This window comes from Kordiimonas lipolytica, assembly GCF_001550065.1.
Genome location: NZ_LRUB01000002.1, coordinates 241,137 through 260,782, shown reverse-complemented (window position 1 = coordinate 260,782; position 19,646 = coordinate 241,137). Strand labels below are relative to the sequence as shown.

22 protein-coding genes and 1 tRNA gene are annotated in these 19,646 nt (G+C 56.1%); 19 read left to right on the top strand and 4 right to left on the bottom strand.

All coding sequences use genetic code 11. The features are described 5' to 3' along the window. Positions 1 to 126: 126 nt before the first annotated feature. The 12 genes from pabB to KORM41_RS01305 all read left to right on the top strand — a co-directional run bounded on the left by pabB (position 127) and on the right by KORM41_RS01305 (position 10,497). Complete coding sequence (pabB, locus tag KORM41_RS01355; RefSeq protein ID WP_197420916.1) at positions 127 to 1,986, top strand: aminodeoxychorismate synthase component I; 1,860 nt, start codon at positions 127 to 129, stop codon at positions 1,984 to 1,986. 245 nt (positions 1,987 to 2,231) lie between these two features. Further along, on the top strand, positions 2,232 to 2,438 hold the full coding sequence (locus KORM41_RS21635) for a hypothetical protein (protein WP_156431847.1): 207 nt from the start codon (positions 2,232 to 2,234) through the stop codon (positions 2,436 to 2,438). Positions 2,439 to 3,082: 644 nt separating this feature from the next. Then, complete coding sequence (locus KORM41_RS01350; protein WP_197420915.1) at positions 3,083 to 3,850, top strand: DUF3450 domain-containing protein; 768 nt, start codon at positions 3,083 to 3,085, stop codon at positions 3,848 to 3,850. 2 nt (positions 3,851 to 3,852) lie between these two features. After that, positions 3,853 to 5,220, top strand: a complete 1,368-nt coding sequence (locus KORM41_RS01345; RefSeq protein ID WP_068143590.1) for a MotA/TolQ/ExbB proton channel family protein — start codon at positions 3,853 to 3,855, stop codon at positions 5,218 to 5,220. Further along, positions 5,207 to 5,734, top strand: coding sequence for a MotA/TolQ/ExbB proton channel family protein (locus KORM41_RS01340; protein ID WP_068143589.1), 528 nt, complete (start codon positions 5,207 to 5,209; stop codon positions 5,732 to 5,734). The genes KORM41_RS01345 and KORM41_RS01340 overlap by 14 nt, the downstream gene beginning before the upstream one ends. Before the next feature lie 23 nt (positions 5,735 to 5,757). Next, positions 5,758 to 6,174 carry an ExbD/TolR family protein gene (locus tag KORM41_RS01335; protein WP_068143586.1) on the top strand — a complete coding sequence of 139 codons (417 nt, stop codon included), beginning with the start codon at positions 5,758 to 5,760 and terminating at the stop codon, positions 6,172 to 6,174. 63 nt (positions 6,175 to 6,237) lie between these two features. Then, the gene (locus tag KORM41_RS01330; RefSeq protein WP_068143585.1) at positions 6,238 to 6,642 is read left to right on the top strand and encodes an ExbD/TolR family protein; all 405 of its coding nucleotides are present in this window, start codon (positions 6,238 to 6,240) and stop codon (positions 6,640 to 6,642) included. After that, positions 6,639 to 7,256, top strand: a complete 618-nt coding sequence (locus KORM41_RS01325; RefSeq protein WP_068143582.1) for an energy transducer TonB — start codon at positions 6,639 to 6,641, stop codon at positions 7,254 to 7,256. Before KORM41_RS01330 ends, KORM41_RS01325 begins: the two co-directional genes overlap by 4 nt. Before the next feature lie 15 nt (positions 7,257 to 7,271). Next, on the top strand, positions 7,272 to 8,630 hold the full coding sequence (locus KORM41_RS01320) for a tetratricopeptide repeat protein (RefSeq protein ID WP_068143580.1): 1,359 nt from the start codon (positions 7,272 to 7,274) through the stop codon (positions 8,628 to 8,630). 154 nt (positions 8,631 to 8,784) lie between these two features. Further along, the gene (locus tag KORM41_RS01315) at positions 8,785 to 9,375 is read left to right on the top strand and encodes an NAD(P)H-dependent oxidoreductase (RefSeq protein ID WP_068143578.1); all 591 of its coding nucleotides are present in this window, start codon (positions 8,785 to 8,787) and stop codon (positions 9,373 to 9,375) included. Positions 9,376 to 9,445: 70 nt separating this feature from the next. Then, positions 9,446 to 10,069 carry an energy transducer TonB gene (locus KORM41_RS01310; RefSeq protein ID WP_068143575.1) on the top strand — a complete coding sequence of 208 codons (624 nt, stop codon included), beginning with the start codon at positions 9,446 to 9,448 and terminating at the stop codon, positions 10,067 to 10,069. 11 nt (positions 10,070 to 10,080) lie between these two features. Further along, positions 10,081 to 10,497, top strand: a complete 417-nt coding sequence (locus tag KORM41_RS01305) for an ExbD/TolR family protein (protein WP_068143573.1) — start codon at positions 10,081 to 10,083, stop codon at positions 10,495 to 10,497. Between the two features lie 87 nt (positions 10,498 to 10,584). Here KORM41_RS01305 and KORM41_RS01300 read toward each other — a convergent pair whose 3' ends face one another. Then, positions 10,585 to 11,877, bottom strand: coding sequence for a serine hydrolase domain-containing protein (locus KORM41_RS01300; RefSeq protein WP_068143571.1), 1,293 nt, complete (start codon positions 11,875 to 11,877; stop codon positions 10,585 to 10,587). A gap of 198 nt (positions 11,878 to 12,075) precedes the next feature. Here KORM41_RS01300 and KORM41_RS01295 point away from each other — a divergent pair, with 198 nt between their 5' ends. Together KORM41_RS01295 and KORM41_RS01290 are read left to right on the top strand one after the other, a co-directional pair. Continuing rightward, entirely contained in the window at positions 12,076 to 13,047 is a 972-nt protein-coding gene (locus KORM41_RS01295) for an ABC transporter substrate-binding protein (protein WP_068143568.1), read from the top strand. After that, positions 13,044 to 14,777, top strand: a complete 1,734-nt coding sequence (locus tag KORM41_RS01290; RefSeq protein WP_068143566.1) for a sensor histidine kinase — start codon at positions 13,044 to 13,046, stop codon at positions 14,775 to 14,777. Before KORM41_RS01295 ends, KORM41_RS01290 begins: the two co-directional genes overlap by 4 nt. Before the next feature lie 27 nt (positions 14,778 to 14,804). On the opposite strand, the gene KORM41_RS01285 is transcribed toward KORM41_RS01290, so the two are convergent. Continuing rightward, positions 14,805 to 15,164 carry a GFA family protein gene (locus tag KORM41_RS01285; RefSeq protein WP_068143564.1) on the bottom strand — a complete coding sequence of 120 codons (360 nt, stop codon included), beginning with the start codon at positions 15,162 to 15,164 and terminating at the stop codon, positions 14,805 to 14,807. Between the two features lie 148 nt (positions 15,165 to 15,312). Here KORM41_RS01285 and KORM41_RS01280 point away from each other — a divergent pair, with 148 nt between their 5' ends. The 3 genes from KORM41_RS01280 to KORM41_RS01270 all read left to right on the top strand — a co-directional run bounded on the left by KORM41_RS01280 (position 15,313) and on the right by KORM41_RS01270 (position 17,372). After that, positions 15,313 to 16,029 (top strand): hypothetical protein, encoded by a 717-nt coding sequence (locus KORM41_RS01280; protein WP_068143562.1) that lies wholly within the window; start codon positions 15,313 to 15,315, stop codon positions 16,027 to 16,029. Positions 16,030 to 16,164: 135 nt separating this feature from the next. Then, positions 16,165 to 16,791, top strand: coding sequence for a class I SAM-dependent methyltransferase (locus KORM41_RS01275; protein ID WP_068143560.1), 627 nt, complete (start codon positions 16,165 to 16,167; stop codon positions 16,789 to 16,791). Positions 16,792 to 16,880: 89 nt separating this feature from the next. Next, positions 16,881 to 17,372: a YybH family protein gene (locus tag KORM41_RS01270; RefSeq protein WP_068143559.1), complete on the top strand. Its 492-nt coding sequence runs from the start codon at positions 16,881 to 16,883 to the stop codon at positions 17,370 to 17,372. Between the two features lie 21 nt (positions 17,373 to 17,393). Here KORM41_RS01270 and KORM41_RS01265 read toward each other — a convergent pair whose 3' ends face one another. Together KORM41_RS01265 and KORM41_RS01260 are read right to left on the bottom strand one after the other, a co-directional pair. Then, positions 17,394 to 17,939, bottom strand: a complete 546-nt coding sequence (locus KORM41_RS01265; protein WP_068143558.1) for a hypothetical protein — start codon at positions 17,937 to 17,939, stop codon at positions 17,394 to 17,396. 343 nt (positions 17,940 to 18,282) lie between these two features. Continuing rightward, a tRNA-Leu gene (locus tag KORM41_RS01260) sits at positions 18,283 to 18,367 on the bottom strand. A gap of 199 nt (positions 18,368 to 18,566) precedes the next feature. Here KORM41_RS01260 and KORM41_RS01255 point away from each other — a divergent pair. Then, positions 18,567 to 19,145, top strand: a complete 579-nt coding sequence (locus KORM41_RS01255; RefSeq protein ID WP_068143556.1) for a YqaA family protein — start codon at positions 18,567 to 18,569, stop codon at positions 19,143 to 19,145. A 10-nt stretch (positions 19,146 to 19,155) separates the two neighbouring features. After that, a complete protein-coding gene (locus KORM41_RS01250) occupies positions 19,156 to 19,641 on the top strand; it encodes a disulfide bond formation protein B (protein ID WP_068143554.1) in 486 nt (161 codons plus the stop codon). Positions 19,642 to 19,646: the final 5 nt, after the last annotated feature.

Genomic DNA, 19,646 nt, shown 5'->3' with positions numbered 1-19,646 from the left:
TCACATAAGGACCCGGATTTCGGGACTGGTTCTAATCCGCCAGCCCAACAGTTTCAATAGTAACTAAATATTGGAAAGCAGGCCAGCGCGCCAATCCACCGGCGTGCCCGAATTTGAGACATGAATGTGACCGACCTGAGACACGCGCCGATGGTGCTCCTTGATGATAGCCGCCCGGCGCACCGGGCGGGTCGGTCGCTTCTGTTTCATGACCCGGAAACGGTGATTGTGGCACACACGCTCGAGGAAGTCGGCCCTGCGCTTGAGGCCATGGACGCCGCGCTCGCATCCGGCCTGCACCTGGCGGGCTGGATATCATACGAATGCGCTGCCCATTTCGAGCCGCGCCTGAAGCCCCGGATGACCAAGCGCGCCGATGAGCCGCTGATCTGGATGATGGCCACCCGCCACCGCAAGACCCTGACGCCATCAGATATGACGGAAGCCCTTTTCAGCGCCCGGCGCGGCAACCGGCATATGGCAAAGCTTGAGATCGGTGATTCGCCCGTCACGGAAGTCGACTATCTGGCCGCGATCGAGAAGGTGCATCATTATATTCATGCGGGGGATGTGTATCAGATCAACTACACCTTCCCGCTTCCCTGCACCCTTGAAGGCGACGCGCTTGCGCTTTACGAGCGCCTGCGGGCCAGCCAGCCGGTGCCCTTCGGGGCCTATATCGACACAGGGGCGGATCATGGCGGGCACAAGGTGCTATCGCTTTCGCCGGAGCTGTTCGTCAGGCGCGAGGGCGACAGGCTGACCGGCAAGCCGATGAAAGGCACAGCGCCCAGGGGGCTGACCCTTGAAGCGGACGAAGCCGTGGCCGCCGCGCTCAAGAGCGATGAGAAATCGCGCGCCGAAAACCTGATGATCGTCGACCTGATCAGGAATGACCTGAGCCGCATCAGCGAGCCCGGCAGCGTGCAGGTCACGGGCCTGTTCGAGACTGAATGCTACCCGACCCTGTGGCAGATGACTTCCACCATCACGGCAAAGGCCAGCGAAGGCCTGACACCATCAGGGCTTCTGAACGCGCTGTTTCCCTGCGGGTCTGTAACCGGCGCGCCGAAGGTACGGGCACTGGAGATCATCGCTGAGCTTGAAGCCGCGCCGCGCGGTATCTACTGCGGCGCCATCGGCCACTTCAGCCCGCCTGATCCGTCTGCGGGCGAAAACGGCCAGATGGACTGGTCCCTCAACGTGCCGATTCGCACCCTGACCTTCGGGCCTGACGGCAAAGGCCGCCTGAGCGTGGGCAGCGGCGTCGTGGCGGACAGCGACCCGACGGGCGAATATGAAGAATGCCTGCTGAAGGCGCGCTTCACCCGCACAGAAGCCAAGGATTTCTCGCTCATTGAAACAATGAAGCTTGAGGTGGACGGCAACTTCGACCTTTTGGACGAGCATCTGGCGCGGCTTGAGGCCAGCGCCCGCTATTTCGATTTCGCTTTAGACCGCGCCGACGCGCTGGCCATGCTTGATGAGCACGGCGAGGCTTGCATGCCACTGGATGCGCCGCGCCGGGTGCGCCTATTGCTAGGCCAAACTGGCGCTGTCACCGTGACCAGTGCCCCGCTTCTGCCCCAGGCGCAGACAGGACGGGTCTGTCTGGCGAAAGACCGCGTGAAGTCAGACGATACCTTCCTGCACCACAAGACAACGAGACGAGAGCTCTATGACGGCGCTTTCGCGCGCGCCTTCAAGGCCGGGTACGACGATATCCTCTTCTTCAATGAAAAGGATGAACTGACGGAAGGCGCCATCAGCAATGTCTTTATTGTCAAGGACGGCCTGTGGCTGACCCCGCCCCTTGCATGCGGTCTTCTGGCTGGCACGCTCAGGCAAGCGCTTCTGGCAGACCATACACCCGCCATCGCAGAACAGATGATTCGCCGCGAGGACCTTCTGGCGGCAGACGAGGTATATATCGGCAACAGCGTACGGGGCCTGCGGCGGGTCACGGTCTCTGACGACACCCGCTAGAAACGGCTCCTGATTCTCCCTGCTGCGCCGATTTTTATGTACCGTGACACCGAATCACCCTCCCTCAGGGGAGGTTTTGCATGCAATTTGGTGGAAAAAAGCTGATCAGCGCTGAATAAATTTTCACCTGCTTTGGATCAATTCGTCGGCAACTGTTAACCCGATTTTTAGAACTGACTGCTAGCATCTTTGCTTGTCGGCAGTAGCTGGCTGCGAGAGGTAAGTGCTTAGTTAAGGGTTACAGTATGCGTTCAACATCTTGTGCTTCACCCCACGGCGGCGCGAGCGATTTTGACACCGGACACATCTCTGAAGATAGCCGGATGTTGGCCAGTCGCTTGTCCAGCCATATGGGAATTGAACATGCAATTCAGGTATCTACCGAGAATCAGTGGCACGGCGTCGTTGCCGCGCTGATGGAGTTGCAGCAGAAAAACGCTACCCGTTCCTGACACTTTCTAAACCATGGTTTGGCGAGCGCACTCAGGTGCCAATCAAAGTCCGAATGCATCCGATACATTCCCATCTGCTTGCATAGATCATTGCTAAACAATTGACTTTGCATTGCAATAGTTATATTATTACATACTAGTTTCACCTATTCATCCACAGGAATGAAAGCAGTAAAATTATATGCTTGACGGGATTCTGACACGAAAAGTGAAATTTTTGCTTGGAATCACAGAAGATTCTTGGATGATAGGCTCCGAGCCGGACCGCCCGTCTCATCTCCACTTTCAGAGACGACAGTTTCTGGAGGCGGGGAAAATCATAATAAATCGTCCTCCTGCCTCCCCGAGGTCGGAACCTAGACGGCGAGACAATGAGATTAGAAGCGGAGAAAATCCGTGTGGTGGTCGGCACAATTGGGAGAGGTACGGGAAAGCCTTTTGATACGACACTTTGACTGAACGGGCTCTTGGGTCCGGGACTATGCATAGCTGTCGGCTTGCTCCCAATTTTTGAAAGGGTAAAGGTTAGGAGCCTTCGGGCACCTTTTCTTTGCAAGGTTTAATCCGCTGCTGGCGGCCTCGGTTTCCGAGGAGGCTGGTAGCTTTGTTAAAACCCATGTGGGCAGAAAATGGATAAGGCTAAAGTGAAACGTATAGCTGTCTCGACGGCTGCGGTTGCCTCGATCCTTCTGGGTGCTACTGTTGCAAACGCACAAGACGCACGCCTGAAGTCGATTGTTGAAGAGGTAAACCAGGCCAATAAAATCGCACAAGCGTCCCAGGCTACTATTGATAAAACAGCCGACGCTACTTCCAAACTTTACACGGATTTCAAAACGGTTCTGAAGACCAATGCAGGCCTGCGCGCCTACAATGCTCAACAGCGCCGTGTGATCACCAAGCAGGAAGAAGAAATCGAGAAAATCAAACGCTCCATCGGGCAGATTGACGAAATCAAACGTCAGGTGATTCCGCTCATGGAAGACATGGTCAAAGACCTGTCTGAGTTTGTTGAGCTCGATATCCCATTCCAGATCGAAGAGCGCCGCGAGCGTGTCGCAAACCTGACGGACGTCATTGACGATCCAAACGTAAGCGACCCAGAGCGTTTCCGTGTGATTCTTGAAGCTTACAAAGCTGAAGTTCAGTACGGTCGTACGCGTAACGCCTACGAAGGTCAGCTGGCTGACGGTCGTAGTGTTGACTTCGTTCGTATCGGTCGCGTTGGTTTCTACTACCAGACGAAAGACGGTAAAGAGACTGCTACCTGGGATCAGGACTCCCGTTCTTGGGTTCAACTGGACGCAGAATATGCAACGCCAGTTAAGCAGCTCATTCGCATGGCACGCAGCCAGATGCCTGTAGATGTACTGGTACTGCCTGTCAAAGCACCGGTTCAGAAGGGGAGATAACAATGAAAAAGATTCTGACCTCTGCTGCAGTTCTCGTCATGGGTCTGTCCGCCGTAGCGAACGCCCAGACCGCAGACCTCAATAGCCTTCTGGACAAAGTGAAAGAAGGCCGTGCTACTGAAACGCAACAGCACAAAGAGCGTGAGCGTGAGTTCATGGCACGCAAAGAGCAACAAGCTCAGCTTCTGGCCGAAGAGCGCCAGACGCAGCAACGCCTTGAGCGTGAATCCGCGCGTCTTGAAGAAACACGCCGCAACAACGAAGCTGAAATCGCCCGTCAACTGGAAGTCCAGCGCGAGCGTCTCGGTCAGCTTCAGGAACTCTTCGGTGTTCTTCAACAAAACGCTGGTGACGCCAAGTCGATTATCTCCACGTCTCACGTGACAATCGACAACCCTGGCCGTATGGGCCCAATCAACACGCTGGTAGAAAAAGCTTCTGACTCTGCTGAACTGCCAACGATTGAAGAAATCCGCGCATGGCCAGTAGTGATGGTTCAGGAAATGATCGGTTCGTCTGAAATCGTGACTTTCAACCAGACTGTTCGCGGCGTAGATGGCAACACCTACGAAACCGACGTAACCCGTATCGGTGACTTCGGCATCGTAGGCGACGGCAAATTCTACATCTACAAGCCAAGCACTGGCGAAGTTGAAGAGCTGCAGCGTCAGCCTTCCGGTCGTCTGACTGGTACAATTGACACGTTCCAGAACGCATCCGGCGGCTTCTCTGAAATCGCTCTTGACCCATCCCGTGGTCAGATCCTGAGCCTGGAAGTTGAAAAGCCAACACTGCCTGAGTATCTCGCTCAGGGTGGTTTCATCGGTTACCTCACTCTTGCTCTGGGGGCGATCGGTGTTCTGATGGCTGTTGTTCAGTGGCTCTATCTGATGATGGTTTCCGGCAAAGTGAAGAAGCAGATTCGCTCCGAAGTTGCTGACACCAACAACCCACTGGGCCGTGTTCTGTCTGTTTACGACAGCAACAAGAATGTTGATGTCGAAACACTGGAACTGAAGCTTGACGAAGCAATCCTGAAGGAAACGCCTGCCCTTGAGCGCTTCCTGACGCTGATCAAGCTGATTTCCGCAGTAGCACCGCTCTTCGGTCTGCTGGGTACAGTGACTGGTATGATCCAGACCTTCCAGGCGATTACCCTGTTCGGTACTGGTGACCCAAGCATGATGGCCGCAGGTATCTCCGCCGCTCTGATGACGACGGTAGAGGGCCTCGTGGTTGCAATCCCTACTCTGCTCCTGCACAGCTTTGTTGCCGGCACTTCCAAGTCCGTGATTCACGTACTGGAAGAACAGTCCGCTGGTATCATCGCGGTTCACGCAGAGAAGGAGCACGCGAATGCTAGCGCTTAATGAAGCATTCGGCGCGATCCAAGCCTTCATGGAGCGGGGCGGTAACGTCCTGTTCCTGGTGCTTGGCGTCACGTTCATCATGTGGGTGCTGATCATCGAGCGTATTTGGTACTTCGCACTGGAGTACAACAAGCAGAAGAATCGCGTTGTCGATGCATGGGAATCCCGTGCCGAGCGTCGGTCATGGTATGCGCATAAAATTCGCACAGCCATGATTTCCGAGGTCAACAACAACCTGAATCAGGGTGTTGGCATGATCAAGACGCTCGTTGCCCTTTGTCCGCTTATCGGGCTGCTGGGTACGGTTACGGGTATGATTGAGGTGTTTGAAGTTATGGCGACACAGGGTTCATCGAACGCTCGCGCCATGGCGGCAGGTGTGTCGAAGGCAACAATCCCGACTATGGCGGGCATGGTTGCTGCACTGTCCGGCATTTTCCTGAGCACCTATATCGAACGTCGTGCAAAACGCGAATCCGAGCGGCTCGAAGACAGCCTGACAACGGATCACTAAGACCAGAATCGGAGTATTTACCAATGCGTAAATTTGCAAAAGGGGGCGACGAAGCCGAAGTCAACATGACGCCGATGCTCGACATCGTATTCATCATGCTGATCTTCTTCATCGTGACCGCAACCTTTGTCAAAGAGTCTGGTCTGGAGATCAACAAACCGGAGGACAACAATAGTGAAACTCCTCCGCCACCGGAAGATGACAAGCGCGCTATCGCTTTCATTATCGATAACAACGGCCGGATCATGCATGAGTTCCGTTATGTGGATATCTCGTCCGTGTCATCGATCATCAAGAAAGAAAGCGTAGAGCGTCCGGAGGCACCGGTTGTAATTCAGGCTGGCGCAGATTCCCATTTTGGCCTTTCCCTCCGCATCTATGATGCGGCGATGGCCATCGGGATCAGCTCTGACAAAGTCGTGATGACGCCCAAGAAGTAAAGCCGGTAGGGGCTTCGCCCCTGCCTCAAGGGCAGTCCCTTCGGGGGCATAGTGGAGAAAACAATGCGAGACCACGCACAAAAACAGGAAGAAGAAGCGGATATCAACATGACGCCGATGCTCGACATCGTGTTTATCATGCTGATCTTCTTCATCGTTACTGCGGTCTTCGTAAAGGAAGCCGGGGTCCAGGTGACGAAACCCGAGGCCGAAACAGCGATTCCCAGGAAACAGGTTAGTATCCTGATCGCTGTCACGCCAACGGACGAAATCTGGATCAACCGTGAAGAGGTAGAGCTTGATGCTCTGCGGACGGCGGTTGAGAAGCTGCACAGTGAAAACCCGAAAGGGACTGTGGCTATCCAGGCAGACGAAAGTGCGAAGGCCGGTTTGGTAATGAAAGTCTATGACGCCGTGCGCGATGCTGGCGTCCCAACAATTGCCATAGCAGCGGAGCAGAGTTCATGATTGCAAGATTTGTAACAGCTCTTATAGCCGCTTCTGGCGTTACCTTCGGTCTGTTCTATGTCATGCAGGCGCTTGTTGATTTCGGTCAGGAAGTGAATCTTGAAGAACAGACCCGCGTACGCTTTGTCGATGTCGTTGAAGACATCGAGGAGCAACCGCCACAACGCATGGAGCGTAAAGTAGAGAAGCCACCAGAAGTGGAGGCGCCACCGCCGGAGATCGAAGCTCCGCAAGTGGACGTTCAGGGTCCGAACAAGATGAACCTGGCGATCGGCCGTGCCAACAGTGGCGCTGGCGTAGATCTGGGTTCCATCGACCTCGGCCCAAGCCAGGATGGTGACTATCTGCCGCTCGTACGCGTGCAACCACAATATCCACGTCGGGCTCAGGAGCGCGGCATCGAAGGATATGTGATTGTGGAACTGACGGTGAACGAAGACGGTACTGTACCGGCTGACAGCATCATCATCATCGAGGCCGACCCGAAAGGCTACTTTGAGCGTGCCGCAACGAAAGCTGCGCAGAAGTTCAAATACAAGCCGAAAGTCGTCAATGGCCAACCGCAGAAGGTGACCGGCGTTAAATACCGGTTCAGCTTCGATCTGGCAGACTAGGGGAGGAGAAAAGTCATGAGCATGATCAAGACCATCAAATCTCTTCCAATGGCTGTGGCTGCGGCAGCGGTACTCGCTGCCCTGCCAATGCCGGAAGGTACGCCAATCTTTGGTGAGCAAACTGCTTTCGCCCAACGGGCGGAATCAAACAAGAAACAGAGCACCCGCAAGGTTCAGGCGCTGACTGCAGACTTCCACAAGAAGCTGCAGAAGGCTCAGGAAGCCATCGACGCCAAAAACTATGCGGAAGGTATGGAAATCCTGGACGATGCGCTTGCGCGCAAGGCCAACGACTACGAGCGCGCCGTCGCTTGGCAGTTGAAGGCACAGGTTTTCTACGAGCAGGATGACGTTCGCGGCACTATCAGTGCCTACGAAAAAATCTTGCAGTTCGCAGATTCCATTCCGGAAGCTCTTGAAATCGGCATCATCTATAATCTGGGGCAACTCTATTATAGTGAGGAAGATTTCGACAAGGCGCTGGAATATATCCAGCGTTGGCAGAACCGTGTTGACCCGACGCTGATCAGCGTCAGCAACCTGCAGTTCATCGCCAACCTGCACTATGTACGGAACGAGTTCGAAGAGTGTCTGAAGTATATCTATCAGGCCATCGAAATTGGCAATTCCCTTGAAACTGTGGAAGTGAAAGAAAGCTGGTACAGCATTGCTCTTTCCTCTCACTGGGAACTCGGCCAATACGAAAAAGTCCGTGACGTGCTGGAGATCCTGCTGATCAACTGGCCAAAGCCTCGCTATTGGACCCAGCTGGCAGGTATCTATCAGGAACTGGGTGACGAGCAGACCTCCTACTCGCTGACGGAAGCAGCTTACAAGCAAGGCTTCCTCGACGATAACGAGACACAGCTTGTGAATGTTGCCCAAATCCAATTGGCGCGTAGTGCACCAATCAAATGTGCCTGGATTCTCGAAAAGGCTTTCAAGGAAAACCGTGTCGAGAAATCCCCGAAGAACGAGAAGATCCTCGGTCAGTGCTATATGATGGCCTATGAGTATGAGAAGGCGCTCGAGCCTCTCTCCAAGGCTGCAGCTGGCGATGAAGACGGTGATCTCTGGTTCCAGATCGGTCAGGTGCAGATGCAGCTTGGTCACTATAAGGATGCCCTTGATTCCTTCGCGAGCGTTATAAAAGCGTTCGAAAAGGACAAGTCGGAAAAGGCCAAGGAAAAGACACTGTCTGCGACCATGCAGCGGGGTCAGGCCTTTACCGAGCTGAAGCGGTTCAAGGAAGCCCGTGAGGCCTTCAAGACCGCGAAGCGCATGGCAACCGACCGCAGAGACAAGCGCATGGTTACTCAGTGGGAGAGCTATCTCAAAGCTGAGGAAGCGCGCGAAGAAATGCTGAACGGCTAACGGCCTTCACAGAAAAATCGAGAAACGGCGTCCCATACGGGGCGCCGTTTTTCTTTGGCCCCACTATGAACACCTGCGCCCCGGTTGACCGGCATCAAGGACATCGTCTGGCCCTGGAACTATACTGCCAGTTTCCAACACGGAGACCGGTATCATGGACACAAAGAAGAAAATCGTCATCCTGCAGGGCCATCCTGACAGCGCCAAAAACCACCTGTGTCATGCGCTCGCAAGCGCATACGAAGCAGGTGCCGGGGACGCCGGACATGAGGTCACGACCGTCGCGGTCACGGATCTGGATTTCCCCATGCTGCGCTCACCCGACGACTGGAACAGCGGGGCCACACCAGCCGGCCTTCTGGATGTGCAGGCCACCCTTCTGGCGGCAGACCATCTTGTGATCGTTTTCCCGCTATGGCTTGGCAGCCTGCCGGCCCTTCTGAAAGGTTTCTTCGAGCAGATCTTCCGCCCTACCCTTCTGCCTGAGGGAGATGAGCTGACGGCATGGCGCAGCCTGTTGAAAGGCCGCTCGGTACGCCTGGTGGTCACCATGGGCATGCCCGCTTTCGCCTACCGCCTCTTCTATCTCTCCCACGGGGTTAAATTCTTCGCGCGCAATGTGCTGGCCTTTTCCGGTTGTGGGCCGATCCGCACCAGCTATTTCGGCATGGTCGACCGTGCGACGGACACCAAAAAACAGCGCTGGTTCGCCAAAATGCGTCGCCTTGGGGCCTCTGTTCAATAAAGTTATATTATAACTTTTCAGGTGCCCAAAAGTCTGTTAATGTTACATCATAACATTGATGGAGGGCGTTATGTTTGCAGCTACCAACCAATCCAAATTTGTTCCCATTGCCGGCGGCGCTATGGCCGCCACTTTCGGGCTCTTCTATCTGATGCAGGGGCTTGTTGCCTCCAATGATCTCGACTTTCAGGAGACCCCCAGAAAGCAATTCCGCGATTTCACAATCGAAAAGATCACCGAGCTCAAGGCCCGGGAAATCGACCGGGTAACACCGCCGCCAGAAGTCGAGCCTCAACCGGAAATAACAGTGGATCGCTCTGCCTCGCTCGAAGGTATCAATGTCACGGTCGGACGGGCGCCAAAGCCCCAGATCGTTACTCCCGGCAAAACCAAGCTGGCGCTGGGCTTGTCTGACGGCGAACGCTTGCCGCTAGTACGCGTGCAGCCGGTATATCCACGCCGTGCGCTGGAACAAGGCGTTGAAGGCTGGGTGATTCTGGAATTCACGGTTTCCGAGTCAGGCGATGTAGAAGACGCCGTTGTGGTGGATGCAAATCCGAAGGGGTGGTTTGATCGCTCCGCGCTCGCCGCCATCAAGAAATATAAATACAAGCCCACCGTTGTAGACGGGCAAGCCCGCGCCACACCGGGTGTCCAGTTCCGCATGGTCTTTGAAATGGCCGAAAACGGGTAAGGAGGCAGGCTATGCGCACACCTATTCGCACACAGGCGAAGACACAGGCCAAAGCCCAGCCGAATATGACGCCGATGCTGGATATCGTCTTCATCATGCTGATCTTCTTCATCGTGACGGCGAGCTTTGTCCGGGAAAACGGCATTGAGCCCAACTTCCAGAAGCCGCTATCGGGTCCGAAGTCGCCCACCGAGCCGATCGGCTTCTCCGTCGATGCCCAAAGCCGCATTTTTCACGCAGGCCGCATGATTGACCACTGGTCGATTGAGGCAATCGTGAAGGAAGCCCACACCGCGCGGCCAAACGCGCCCGTGTTGGTGGAAACCCACAAAGACGCCGCCATGGGCCGGTTCATCCGCATCCATGACGAAGCCGTCAAGGCAGGTATGCCAGCGGGTAAAGTCGCCATTGTCGTTCGCCCTGAGTAGATGGGGGTCTTCAGTTGTGAGCGATCGACAGGCGCGCGGCGGGGCTTTTGCCCCGCCGCTTTTCTTTATTATCAATGCTGCTAAAGACTAACGCGCCTGGGCGGCGTTTGCGCCGCCCGTCTGCCCAAGGGCTTCATAGACATATTTGTGCAGGTCTTCCTTGAGCGGAAGGGCACCATATGGCTGCAGGTTGGTCATCATCACCACTACCAGGTCTTCCTTGGGGTCAACCCAGAAATTGGTATTGGCCATGCCGCTCCAATAATAAAGGCCTTCGCTGCCGTAGCCGCCATATTTCTGGACGTTTTTCACTACCGCAAAATCCAGCCCGAATCCGAGCCCGCGATCACCGCCCCAGGACGCAGCCGCGGGCGCTGGCAGTTGGTCCGTCGCCATCAGGCGAATGGTCTCACCCTTCAGTATCCGCACGCCGTCAAGCTCGCCGCCGTTCGCCAGCATCTGGGCGAAGCGCCAATAGTCCACTGTGGTGGACACCAGCCCACCACCGCCTGAAAAGCTGGAGGGTTTTTTGGTATAGTCCGGGAAATAGGGATCGACAATGACCGTAAGCCCCTTGTCCTTGTCGGGTTTTACCATATCCACAAGCCGTTCCGCCTGCCTGTCGGTAATATAGAAACCTGTGTCTTTCATGCCCAGCGGCGCGAAAATGCGTTCTTCAAAATACTGGTCCAGCGGCTGACCGGAGAGCACCTCGATAAGGCGGCCCTGCACATCCACAGCGAAGCTGTAAACCCACTTGTCCCCCGGCTGGTAAAGAAGCGGCTGGCGCGCAAGACGCGAAATCCATTCTTTGGCCGACAGGCCAGATTCAAGAACGCCATTCTTCTGGTATAGCTTGTCCACCGGCGTATCGGCGAAAAGACCGTATGTCAGCCCGGCTGTGTGGCGCATCAGGTCCCGGATGGTGATCTCACGCTTCGCCGGAACGGTTTCAACTGTGCCATCTTCACGCTCCGACTTGAAAACCCGCGCGCCTGCAAACTCCGGCAGATAGGCGCCAACCGGATCATCAAGGCTGAAGCGGCCTTCTTCATACAGCATCATCAGGGCCACACCCGTGACTGGCTTGGTCATGGAATAGATCCGAAAGATGTCATTTTTTCCAAGCGCCACGTCGCTTGCAAGCTTCCGGTCGCCATAGGCCTTGAAGTGCACCACCTTGCCGTGGCGCGCCACAAGCGTCGTAAGGCCGGTCAGCTTTCCCTCCCGCACATAAGCGTCAAAATGACGGGTCATGTCATCCAGCACCGTGGCCGAAAGGCCCACATCTTCGGGGGCGGCAGTCGGCATATCCGCCGCTTCGGTTGGCATCACCGACCAGGCAACAAACAACAGGGCAATCAGGCGCAGCTTGTTCATAGGACGTCCTTCCAGCTTCACCAAAACAATAGGCCCCAGTTGAGGGGAAGCAAGTCACATATGGTGGAAATCAGCCAAAAAGGATAAAATTGTCCTTAACGGCCTACTAACCTATTGGCTGATATGATTACAAAAGGTAAGCAAGCCTCGCTTGGGGCCGCTAACCCTTTTGTCGGGAAAGGGACAATCCGATCGCATATGACGGCGGAAAACAGGAAATTTGACGGGTTCTTTCGCCCGCTGTGGCGGCTTATTGGATGCAGAAGTGCATGGATGCTTCTGGGCTGGTTGCATGCGCCTGCCACCGTTCAGGCCGCTGAAGTTTATATTGTCGATACCCTGAAACACGAGCGCAGCATCACGGTTGCAGAAGCGCTTAATGAGCACTGCCTGCCCTGCCGCCCTGTCAAATATATGGATATGAAAGGCAGCGTCCGGGTCGGCCGCCAGATTTCCTATGAGCTGGCACAGCTTAGACAGAATAATGCACTCGATCTGGTGATCACCCTGGGCAAACCGGCCACACGCATGATTTCCCGCGAACTTCAGGATGTGCCGATCTTCTACAGCCTGGGCCGGTCTGAGATGGATGACACCCGATACAGCAAAGGCGTTGTAAGCTTGGTGGTCCCTCCTTCACCCAAGTTGAAGCTGCAAGCGCTCAAGGCCTTGGCCCCCAATATCGAGCGCGTCGGCTTCCTGGCCACCCGGCACAGGCTGGACGATATTCGCGAGCCAACGGTCTTGGCCGCGCAGGAACTGGGGCTGCAGATAAAATTCTATTATGTCCAGCGCCCTTATGATGTGCCGGTGGGCCTGCGCACCGCGATTCAGGAGATGGACGCAATCGTCTTCATCAAGGACCGCGTGGCGATCAACGCCGACACGGTGGAATATATCCTTCAGCTTACGCTTGAAAACCAGGTCCCCACATTGGTGGACAGCGACAGGCTGGTGGACCGCGGCATGCTGGCGGCCCTGACCATTGACCCAAAGCGCCTGGGCGAAAAACTGGGCAAGGCCATTGAACACTATCTGGAAACCGGAACACCGCCTGACCTTTCGGATGATCCAACCCTCTTTCAATTGCTCGTCAACCAGGAAACCCTGCGCCAGACACCGGATGTTACCGGCGGTGCGCCCGCAGGGGTGAAAATGGTGATGCGATGAAAGCCCAAAGACGGACATGGGCGCCGGGTCGCTGGCTGGCCGACAACCTGAGCCTGACACAAAGGGCAACAGGTTTCCTTGTGCTGCTAGTCGTCTCCGTTGGTGGGCTTTTGGCCGCCGCTTTCGTTGTGACATCATCGCAGGTTTTCACAGACGACCTGGCGCGCCGCGGCCAAGCCACGGCAACTGGCATCGCAAAGAACGTCAAGCTTGGGGTTCTGGTGCGCGACCGGCTGCTTCTGGAGCAGACATTAGGCCCATACCTTGAGGACCCGGACATCAATTACATCAGCATTCTGGACCCGGAAGGACAGGTGATCGCCACCCTGCCCGCCGGGGCAGTATCAGAGGCCGTAGACGCCAATGTCGCCTCGGGCGTGAAACGGTCGCGGGGCCCTATCGTGCTGCAGCATTCCGAAAGCAGCGATGAAGATACGGATACGCTGGGCGCGGGCATGCACATTGGTGCCCCCATCTGGCGCGATCTGCTGACAAGCGACAGTGACGACCTGTTCGAAGAAGAATTACTGCAGGACAATGATACGGAGCCACCAGCCACAACATCCTCGCCAAAGCAGGAGCTGATCGGCATCGTGCATCTGGGCGTCACCACCGAACGGGTGCGCGGCAACATCAACGCCCTGATCCAGCAGGCGAGCCTCTATGCGGGTGGGCTTGCGCTCCTTGGGCTCATTGTCGCCGCATGGCTTCTGAAGCGTTGGCTGAAACCCCTGCAGACCGTCACGAGCCTGGCCCGGCGGGCCCGATTTGGTGGCCTGCAGAAAGAACTGGACGACGAAGTCACCCGCGACCTGCTGGCCAACAGCGAACGCCACAGCCATGATGAACTGCGGATACTGCAAAGCGCCTTCGCGGACATGATCCACGAACTGAGGCTGCATTATAAGCTGCAGGAAGAGCAGAAAGAGCGGCTGGAGCAAATGGTGGTGGAACGCACCATGGAACTGACGCAGGCGAAAGAGGAGGCCGAAGCCGCCAGCATCGCCAAGTCACGCTTCCTTGCGTCCATGAGCCACGAACTGCGCACGCCGCTGAATGCCGTGATCGGCTTCTCAGAAATGCTGCAGAAGGACATGGCCGTCACGCCGGAGCAAACTGACGAATATCTGGGGTATATCTGCGAAAGCGGCAAGCACCTGCTGGATATTATCAACGATATTCTTGACCTGTCGAAGTTGGAAGCCGGCCGGTTCGAGCTTCAATTCAATGACGCCTATCTGGACCAGATTGTTCAAGAAGCCGTGGCATTCAGCCAGCCACTGATGGACCGCAAGAAACAGCAGTTGCACCTGAAAGTGCCCGCGCTGGAGATCACTACGGACCCGCGCATCCTCAAGCAGGTAATCATCAACCTGGTGTCGAACGCAGTGAAGTTCACGCCCGCCGAGGGCCATATATCCATCGAGGCCACAGAACTGGGAGACCAGTTCGAACTGAAAGTAACGGACACCGGCATCGGCATGACCAAACAGGAAATCGAGCTGGCCATGCAGCCTTTTGCCCAGGTCAGCAAACAGATGTATGTTCAGGCCGAGGGCGAAGGCACGGGCCTTGGCCTGCCGCTGGTGGAACATTTCATGCTGTTGATGAAGGGGGGCATGCAGATCGAGTCTGAAAAAGGCAAGGGAACGACCGTCATCCTGACCGTGCCCATCCACCCCGAGGCACCGCAAGCGCACCATGGGGAAGACGATTTCGATTATATCTGAGCAGGCCGCGCAGGCCCGCCAGGTGCCCTAATCCAGATATTGCCAGCTATCCGCGCCGTCCAGATGCCGCACGCGGATGCCGGCCACATCCGCGGGGTCCGCCAGACGCATATTCACGCCCATGCGGCTGCTTTCCGACTTATCAAGGGCTTCCCAGTGGGTCACACAGCCACATGTCCTGCAGCGGTGTGTCGCCAGCGTCCTGTCGCCCTGGATATAGCTCTCCGTTGCGCCTGAAGCCATATGAAGCGTCACATTCGCTTCATCGGCATAGGCCCAGCGCGCGCCCAGACGTCGACAGAGGGAACAATTACATTCCGTCAGCCATTCCGGCGAACCTGGAAATTCGAACCTTACAGCACCACAGTGGCAACTTCCCTTGATCATACCAGCCTCCCAATTTTGCAGGGCAACAATACGGTAGTTTGCAACATGAATGAAAGATCAACCTTGAAGCCGCACTGTATCCAAAGCTGTTGCCTCTGATACACCGATGACTTAGCCTGTCCTTCAATCTTTTTTTTCGGGGGAAACCATGAAACTTATTCGTCTGGCCACAGCCTTCAGCCTTGCCATCGCCCTTTCCATCGCCACCCATGCTGGTGACAATCAGGTCAGCTTCGGTGAAACAAGCGTGACGGTTCGTGCGGACGATGACTTCTGCGCCATCGACAAAGCACAGCCTTTCGACAAGGCCTGGCTAGATATTCAGGTAAGGGCCAACGCCGGCAGCAACGAAGTGGCGGGGGCTTACCTGCTTTGCGATGAGCTTGCTCAGCTGCGTGAGGGGGTTTCTCTGAATCTAAGCCGCTGGGTCATCCTGTTGTCACCGCTACAGGGCGGCACCAAAGCCCAGCCGATCAAGGGTATAACGCGAAAACAGCTGGTCGAGGCCCTGGCCGTGGAATTCGACAAGGGCGTGAAGGTGGATGTTGCCGAGATCAGCAAAAATGTAAACCAGGCCGGCGAGAGCGTTCTGGGCACGGACAACATGGCGCCTATTGAAATTTCCGGCACCGGCGTACCGTCACTGTTGGCGAAAACCGATGCTGGTGTCTATGCAGGCCTTCAGCTACAGGTCGCGACAGAAAATGGCCGGATGCCGGTTGGTGCCGTGATCGGGATAACCCTGGTCAACGATCATATGCTGTCGGTCAATGTCTACCGTATCTTTGATGACCCCAAAACCATCAACACCCTCCTTGGCGAAGCCAGTGTGATGATCGAGGATATCGTCAAACTGAACGATTGATCCGCCTATGCAGAGGTCAACCAACCGGCGCGGGGCGTCTGCCCCGCAACAGCCCTTTACACCAGGCATCAAACACCCCACATTTACAGAAATCGGCACCAAAGCCGTAAACGACAGCAGCGATGGGGAACATTCATGCATCAGGATGCCAAATTCTGGAACCGCGTAGCCGCGCGCTATGCCAAAGCCAAAATCGGCGACATGCCGTCTTATGAGCGCAAGCTTGAGGTCACGCGCAGTTACTTCACGCCTGACATGGAGGTGTTTGAGATCGGCTGCGGCACCGGCAGCACGGCGCTTCTGCATGCGCCCCATGTAAAGCACATTCGCGCCACTGACATCTCCGAAGAGATGATCGCTATTGCGCGCACCAAGGCGGAAGCGGAAGGCGTGACGAATGTGTCATTCGAGGTTGCCGCCATTGATGATCTGGATGTGCCGAACGAAAGCCAGGACATGGTGATGGCGCATTCCATCCTGCACCTGCTGGAAAACCGGCAGGCCGTCATCCAGCGCTGCTATGATATGCTGAAGCCCGGTGGGCTGATGGTTACCAGCACCGCCTGTCTCAAGGATGGGCTTGGCTGGGTGCGGTTCCTGCTGCCGCTGATGCGCCTTGTGCGTTTTGCCCCAAGTGTTGTGAAGTTCTTCTCGGCGGCGGAGCTTGAAAAAGAGTTCACGGACGCTGGCTTCAGCGTGGCCTACAAGTGGCAACCGGGGCCGAAGAAGGCGCTTTTCATGGTACTCAGGAAGCCGGAGTAATCGGCCCTGCCCTGAACGGACGTATAATAGACAATCCTTCCAGCTTAGCGGTAAACTGGTAGCCAGACATAAGCTGGGGAGGAAACAGCATGACCCATATTCAATTCAAATCCTTGGTGCTGGCAGCAGCCATGGCCATGGGCGCACCAGCACTCAGTGCGGCAGACTTGCTGACAGGCTATGAGGCCACGGCGCTCGAACAAGAAGTGGCGGCGGTGGAGGCGGCTTTCGCCAAAACCATGGCCGACCGCGACTTCGAAGCCTTCGCCAGCTTCCTGGATGAAGAGACGGTCTTCTGGGGCCCGAATGTGCCGGACCGCGGCAAGGAAGCCGTGATGGCACGCTGGAAAGCCTATTATGAGGGCGAGGCCGCGCCTTTCTCATGGAAGCCTGAGACCGTGCTGGTGCTTGAAAGCGGTACGCTCGCCCGCTCCACTGGCCCGGTAATGGCGCCCGACGGCACGGTTGTGGCCTACTTCCACAGCACCTGGCGCAAAAACGCCGACGGCGAGTGGAAGATCATATTCGACAAGGGCCAGCGCTTCTGCCCGCCCCCAGCGCCCGAAGCCGCGGCGGAATAGCGCCGCGGAAAAAGGGGTACTTCAGGGCTGCTGCGCGGCAGCGTGGCCGTTCATCCGGCGTGTCACCATGGGCGCGATGGCATCCACGAGCGACCCACGCCCACGCGCCAACTCAAACCCAGCGGCGACCAGCTCGAACACATGGCCATGCATGGTAAAAATGAAATGCCTCGCCTCCCGCGGGTACCGCTGCTGCTTGATCGTGCTTTTCTCTTGACGATCGAACAGGCGCTCGACCAGCGCCGAATGCTCCACCACATATTGGCTGAAAGGCTTCAACCCGAACTCCGCCAGCCGGTGTTCGCGAATGGTATCGTCTTCGTAGGTCTCGCAGGAAAAATACAGTACATCATGAAAGCGGAGCACGGCATAAGCCATGTGGGACATGGCCCCCGCCGGGTCCAGCGCCAGGGCATCTTCCCATCCCGGGGCCTGCTCGTCGGTATAGTATGAGAGGAACAGGTCATCCCCCACCTGAGCATAAACGGGCAACTGGAACGTGCGGCTGGAAGCCGGGATATTAGGGATCGTCTTTAGCGTTTCAAAATCCGCGAAGAAACCAAGCATAAAAGCCCCCACCCTCAAGTTATGACCGCCAATCCCCCGTGATTGTAGCCATTTCTGCACAAATTGCGATAGCTATCGTGGCAAATAGTTCAGTATTATATGGGGTTATTTGAGGCGGCTGACGCGCTAGAGGCTTGAATAGGCCCAAGCCGTGCAAGAAGGCCCGCGATAGCTCACGATATATTGCAACTGGAAGATATGGTGCCCCCGGTCGGAATGACGTTGCGCAGGCTTTGCCATGCTCACGTCTACTCCGCTCATTCCATTCGCTTCGTGAACGAACACGGTTATTCCTCAAGGAAGGTACAAAACAAAAAGGCGACCAGATGGTCGCCGTTTGTTTTGGTGCCCCCGGTCGGAATCGAACCGACACTCCCGAAGGAACGGGATTTTGAATCCCGCGCGTCTACCAGTTCCGCCACAGGGGCACTGCGCATAGAATCTGCGGTAGAAAGCCCGCGCATAATATACGCGTTTCTTTTCCCGTCAAGCGCACAATGGCCGCCCTTTGGGCCCCTTATAAATTATTCAGCCGCACACGCGCATTCAGTTGCCTTGAGCTTGCCCCATTGCTAAGGAAGTTTGAGGTTTGCTGCTGGACCAGCATTCAGAGGGGACATAACCACCGTGATCAGGAAACTGTACGACTGGACGATCGAAAAGGCCCAGAGCCCGGCGTCCGAAAAATGGCTGGGCGCGATCAGCTTCGCGGAATCCAGCTTTTTCCCGATCCCCATCGATATCATGCTGATCCCCATGATCTTGGCCGACCGGCTGAAGGCCTGGCGGCTGGCCACCATTACGCTGATCACCAGCGTGCTGGGGGGCGTTGCGGGCTATCTGATCGGCATGTTCCTGTTTGAAACCATCGGCCGACCGATCATCGAGTTTTACGGCTACGGGCCGCAGTTTGAAGCCTTCCGCGGTTATTACACCGATTATGGCATCCTGATTGTGCTGGTGGCGGGCTTCACGCCCATTCCTTTCAAGGTGGTCACCATAGCAAGCGGCGTTGTGGGCCTGAACCCGCTTGTGTTCATTGGCGCGTCCATTCCGGCGCGAGGCGCGCGCTTTTACCTTGTGGCCGCGCTTCTGTGGAAGTTCGGGGACCCAATCCGCGACTTTATTGAAAAGCGCCTCGGGCTTGTCACCACGGCCTTCATGGTGGTAGGCATTCTGGGCTTTGTTGCGCTGAAATATTTGTAGGACCATCCGCATGAGCGAGACACTCACATCCTTCCCTGACCGCGAACCGGTATTGTTTGCAGGCATTATGGCCACGCTTGTGCTTGGGTCCGCCTTCGGCTTCCAGCTTGCGGGCTATCCGCCGTGCGAGCTCTGCTGGTGGCAGCGCTATCCCTATATGGCCATCATGGCCGTCAGCCTGTTGGCTACCGGCATGAAAAGCCTGCCACGCAAATGGGTGCTGGTTCTGCTGGCGCTTCTGTTCGCGACAGACGCAGGCATCGCCGCCTTCCACTTCGGGGTCGAGCAGCGCTGGTGGGAAGGCCTTGCGACCTGCTCAAGCTATGTGAATGTCACCGACAGCATTGATGACGCGCTGAAGGCCATCATGGACGCGCCACTTATTCGCTGCGACGATATAGCATGGTCCCTTTTCGGCATATCCATGGCAGGCTATAATTTCCTGATCGCAACCGGCATGACGCTGTTTTGCGTGAACAAGGCAAGGTCGGCCTGAAGGAC

Coding starts and splice junctions, on each gene's coding strand:
- KORM41_RS01325 (WP_068143582.1), top strand. CDS start 6,639: ATGATTGCAAGATTTGTAACAGCTCTTATAGCCGCTTCTGGCGTTACC.
- KORM41_RS01275 (WP_068143560.1), top strand. CDS start 16,165: ATGCATCAGGATGCCAAATTCTGGAACCGCGTAGCCGCGCGCTATGCC.
- KORM41_RS01295 (WP_068143568.1), top strand. CDS start 12,076: ATGACGGCGGAAAACAGGAAATTTGACGGGTTCTTTCGCCCGCTGTGG.
- KORM41_RS01290 (WP_068143566.1), top strand. CDS start 13,044: ATGAAAGCCCAAAGACGGACATGGGCGCCGGGTCGCTGGCTGGCCGAC.
- KORM41_RS01330 (WP_068143585.1), top strand. CDS start 6,238: ATGCGAGACCACGCACAAAAACAGGAAGAAGAAGCGGATATCAACATG.
- KORM41_RS01265 (WP_068143558.1), bottom strand. CDS start 17,939: ATGCTTGGTTTCTTCGCGGATTTTGAAACGCTAAAGACGATCCCTAAT.
- KORM41_RS01320 (WP_068143580.1), top strand. CDS start 7,272: ATGAGCATGATCAAGACCATCAAATCTCTTCCAATGGCTGTGGCTGCG.
- KORM41_RS01300 (WP_068143571.1), bottom strand. CDS start 11,877: ATGAACAAGCTGCGCCTGATTGCCCTGTTGTTTGTTGCCTGGTCGGTG.
- KORM41_RS01310 (WP_068143575.1), top strand. CDS start 9,446: ATGTTTGCAGCTACCAACCAATCCAAATTTGTTCCCATTGCCGGCGGC.
- KORM41_RS01285 (WP_068143564.1), bottom strand. CDS start 15,164: ATGATCAAGGGAAGTTGCCACTGTGGTGCTGTAAGGTTCGAATTTCCA.
- KORM41_RS01305 (WP_068143573.1), top strand. CDS start 10,081: ATGCGCACACCTATTCGCACACAGGCGAAGACACAGGCCAAAGCCCAG.
- KORM41_RS01335 (WP_068143586.1), top strand. CDS start 5,758: ATGCGTAAATTTGCAAAAGGGGGCGACGAAGCCGAAGTCAACATGACG.
- KORM41_RS01315 (WP_068143578.1), top strand. CDS start 8,785: ATGGACACAAAGAAGAAAATCGTCATCCTGCAGGGCCATCCTGACAGC.
- KORM41_RS21635 (WP_156431847.1), top strand. CDS start 2,232: ATGCGTTCAACATCTTGTGCTTCACCCCACGGCGGCGCGAGCGATTTT.
- KORM41_RS01250 (WP_068143554.1), top strand. CDS start 19,156: ATGAGCGAGACACTCACATCCTTCCCTGACCGCGAACCGGTATTGTTT.
- KORM41_RS01340 (WP_068143589.1), top strand. CDS start 5,207: ATGCTAGCGCTTAATGAAGCATTCGGCGCGATCCAAGCCTTCATGGAG.
- KORM41_RS01270 (WP_068143559.1), top strand. CDS start 16,881: ATGACCCATATTCAATTCAAATCCTTGGTGCTGGCAGCAGCCATGGCC.
- KORM41_RS01345 (WP_068143590.1), top strand. CDS start 3,853: ATGAAAAAGATTCTGACCTCTGCTGCAGTTCTCGTCATGGGTCTGTCC.
- KORM41_RS01280 (WP_068143562.1), top strand. CDS start 15,313: ATGAAACTTATTCGTCTGGCCACAGCCTTCAGCCTTGCCATCGCCCTT.